This window comes from Bifidobacterium sp. POST2/T3 (B1) (assembly GCF_058197115.1).
In genome coordinates this window covers 1-3,717 of the sequence record NZ_JBVPQK010000263.1, presented here as the reverse complement: position 1 = coordinate 3,717, position 3,717 = coordinate 1, and the positions used below count along the sequence as shown (strand labels likewise).

Genomic DNA, 3,717 nt, shown 5'->3' with positions numbered 1-3,717 from the left:
TATTTCCATTGTGCCCTACGGTTGGTATTTTACGTGCTTTTGAAATCGTGTATCCTATGCGCAGTACATATCGTGTGAAATGACCGGTATACGAGGTGGCTGGTCGAACAAGGAAAGGGTACACGATGGCACAGGATTACGATACCCCGCGAGACAAGGACGAAGACGAGGAATCCCTGCAGGAGCTTGGCAAAAGCGGCCAGGATGCCGGGGCTGACCTGGACGATGACGAGAACGCCATCGCCGAGGACTACGAGCTGCCTGGCGCCGACCTGAGCAATGAGGACTCTTCGGTGACTGTCATCCCCATGCAGGGCGATGAATTCATCTGCTCTAACTGCTTCCTGGTCAAGCACCGGAGCCAGCTGGCCTACACAACCCCCGACGGCAAGCCCGTCTGCAAGGAATGCGCCGCCTGATGGCCTATGACGAGTCCTACAACGAGCCCGAAACGGTCGAGGTCCTGTTCCAGTCCCTGGATGGGGCCGAGGTGCCGGAATACGCCATGCCCGGCGATGCGGGGGCCGATCTGCGAGCCAGTGTGGCTGTAGATCTGGCCCCCTTCCAGCGGGCCTTGGTGCCCACGGGAGTGGCTCTGGCCCTGCCCAACGGCTACGTCGGCCTGGTTCATCCACGCTCGGGGCTGGCGGTCAAAATGGGGGTGACCGTGCTCAACGCGCCCGGGACCATCGATGCCGGCTACCGGGGCGAAATCAAGGTGCCGCTGATCAACCTGGATCCGCATGAGTCGGTCCACTTCGAGCCTGGGGAGCGCATCGCCCAGCTGGTCATCCAGCGCTACGTGCAGGCCCGTTTCGTGCCCGCCGAACGCCTGCCCGGCTCGGTGCGTTCGGATGGCGGATTCGGCTCGACCGGCCGCTGAGGCACCCTTCGGACACGGGCGGCCTGAATGGGCCAGACGCAAGTGTAGGATTGGTGCATTATATCAGGACATTGGAGGCTTGAATGGTCACTCAGGAGGGCAGCGTCTGTAGCAATGATGTCGGCGATCAGGCCCCTTCCGGCCTGTCCTCCAGAGCCTTGGGCTGCGAGGTCAGCGACGACCCGCTCAACCCCCTGATGCCCATCTGGGAGATTTGCTCCACTCATCATCCCGATGAAGATCTGTCCATGCTCCAGCGCGCCTACGACCGGGCCGTGGTCCAGCATGCCGACCAGAGGCGCAAGTCCGGCGAGCCCTACATTATCCATCCACTGGCTGTGGCACAGATTCTGGCCGACCTGGGCATGGGGCCCACTGTGGTCTCGGCCGGTCTGCTGCACGACACCGTGGAGGACACCGATTACACCCTGGAGCAGTGCCGGGACGAGTTCGGCGACACGGTTGCCGGCCTGGTGGACGGGGTCACCAAGATATCCAAGATGGACTACGGCGATTCGGCCCAGGCCGAGACCATCCGCAAGATGATTGTGGCCATGAGCCGGGATGTGCGCGTCCTGGTGGTCAAGCTGGCCGACCGGGTCCACAACGCCCGAACATGGCGCTATGTCAAGGCTGCATCAGCCCAGCGCAAGGCCCGTGAGACCCTGGATGTCTATGCACCCCTTGCCAACCGGTTGGGCATGAACGCCATCAAGACCGAGCTGGAGGAGCTCAGCTTCAAGACCCTCTATCCTAAGATCTACAACGAGATCGTAGTGCTGGTTTCCCGCAGGGCCGGCCAGCGGGAGGTCTACCTGCAGCAGATCCTGGACGAGATCCACGAGGATCTGGACGCCCAAGGCATCAAGGCTCAGGTGACCGGACGGCCTAAGGACTACTTCAGCATTTACCAGAAGATGATTGTGCGCGGGCACGATTTCGCCAACATCTATGATCTTGTCGGGGTGCGCATCATCGTGGACACCATTCGCGACTGCTATGCGGCCCTAGGTGCCGTCCATGCCCGGTGGAGCCCGGTGCCTGGGCGGTTCAAGGATTACATTGCCATGCCCAAGACCAATCGCTACCAGTCCCTGCATACCACGGTGGTGGGCCCGGGCGGCAAGCCGGTCGAGATTCAGATCCGCACCTGGCAGATGCATCGCCGCGCAGAGTTCGGCATCGCCGCCCACTGGAAGTACAAGGAGAACGGTTCTGCCGGCCGTGAGCTCTCCCAGCCCGATAAGTCCGATGTCAAGCGAGAGAGCCAGGAGGGAGAGCTGAGCCAAGAAGACAATCTGACTTGGATTCAGCAGCTGGCCGACTGGACCAGCGAGACTCCGGACTCCAACGAGTTCTTGGGTTCCCTGAAGGACGATCTGGGCGCGGCCGAGGTCTACGTGTTTACGCCCAAAGGCAAGATCATCTCCCTGCCAGCCGATTCCACGCCCGTGGACTTCGCCTATGCCGTCCACACCGAGGTGGGCCACAGAACCATGGGCGCGCGTGTTAATGGCCGTCTGGTCCCTCTGGATACCAAGCTGCGCAACGGGGACACGGTGGAGATCCTGACCAGCAAGTCGGACACCGATGGGCCCTCGCGCGACTGGCTCAGCTTTGCCAAGAGCCCTCGCGCACGTAGCAAGATCCGTCAATGGTTCAGTAAAGAGCGCCGTTCTGAGACTATCGAAGAGGGCAAGGACGAGCTGATCCGCGCCATGCGTAAGCGGAACCTTCCCGTGTCCACCCTGCTGACGCCCGAAGCCATGGTGGGGGCCGCCGACGAGCTCAACTATCCCAATGAGAAGGCGGTCTACGCAGCCATTGGTGACGGACAGGTATCCACCCAAAACGTGATTTCGCGGTTGGTCCATGACGCTGGTCGGTCGGCCCTTGAGGACGAGGTGGAGCAGGAGGCCATTCCCCTGCAGCGGGTCACCAAATCCAGTCGGCCGGAGACCTCCCAAGGGATCTCGGTCAAGGGCGTGGATGATGTTTGGGTCAAGCTGGCACGCTGCTGCACCCCAGTACCTGGAGACCCCATCACCGGGTTCATCACCCGCAATCAGGGAGTCTCGGTTCATCGGTCCGACTGCCAGAACCTTCTGGACCTGCGTAAGAAGCAGCCCGAACGGATCATTGAGGTCTCCTGGACGGGTAAACAGGGCACCTTCATGGTCCAGATCCAGGTGGAGGCCCTGGACCGGCCCCATCTGCTCTCAGACATCACCCAGGTGCTGTCCGACCACGGTGTCAATATCCTGTCTGGCAGCCAGTCTACCGGCCGGGACCGGGTGGCGGTCAGCCAGTTCGTCTTCGAGATGGGTGACCCCCAGCATCTGAACACGCTCTTATCGGCTGTCAGGAAGATAGACGGTGTCTTCGATGCTTACCGGCTGACCGGAGCCAAGGGCTCGACCAGTCCTCATATGCGGGCCATTTGACCTTTCCCCCAACCACCACTATGTCATCCTTTCCTTCATACACTGACGACGGCATGTTCCAACTGTTTTGTCGAAGCGATCACCTGCTTTCAGTTTTTGAAAATTCGCTGGACTAAAGTCTGATAGATGGTTATAAACGGTGGTTATAGAAGGACCCCCGGTGGTCAATGACCTGGCCGGGGGTCTTAGCGGGAACAACTGCAATCGATCAGCGCACGGCGTTCATCCACTGTTCCTTAGTGGCCTTTTCGGCTTCCAGCTCCTGCTTCTTGGCCGGATCCTGCTCAGCGGCAATCCGCCGATTCAAGTCCTCAAGCTGGGCGGCCAGCTGCTGCTCGAAGCTGGAGACGCGGGCATCGGCCTCGGGGTCGGACTGGTTCCAGGCCGCAT

Annotated in this window: 3 protein-coding genes and 1 pseudogene; 3 read left to right on the top strand and 1 reads right to left on the bottom strand. The window is 60.9% G+C overall.

Annotated elements, in window-relative coordinates; all coding sequences use genetic code 11:
* Positions 1-125 precede the first annotated feature (125 nt).
* The 3 genes from AC0AP0_RS10205 (at position 126) to AC0AP0_RS10195 (ending at position 3,327) form a co-directional block, all read left to right on the top strand.
* Positions 126-419 carry a DUF4193 domain-containing protein gene (locus tag AC0AP0_RS10205; RefSeq protein ID WP_024627827.1) on the top strand — a complete coding sequence of 98 codons (294 nt, stop codon included), beginning with the start codon at positions 126-128 and terminating at the stop codon, positions 417-419.
* Positions 419-883, top strand: coding sequence for a dUTP diphosphatase (dut, locus tag AC0AP0_RS10200; protein WP_154313602.1), 465 nt, complete (start codon positions 419-421; stop codon positions 881-883). Before AC0AP0_RS10205 ends, dut begins: the two co-directional genes overlap by 1 nt.
* An 83-nt stretch (positions 884-966) precedes the next feature.
* Positions 967-3,327, top strand: coding sequence for a RelA/SpoT family protein (locus AC0AP0_RS10195; protein WP_490430379.1), 2,361 nt, complete (start codon positions 967-969; stop codon positions 3,325-3,327).
* Positions 3,328-3,535: 208 nt separating this feature from the next.
* Here AC0AP0_RS10195 and AC0AP0_RS10190 read toward each other — a convergent pair.
* A pseudogene (locus AC0AP0_RS10190) lies at positions 3,536-3,717 on the bottom strand (DUF349 domain-containing protein); the annotation flags it as partial.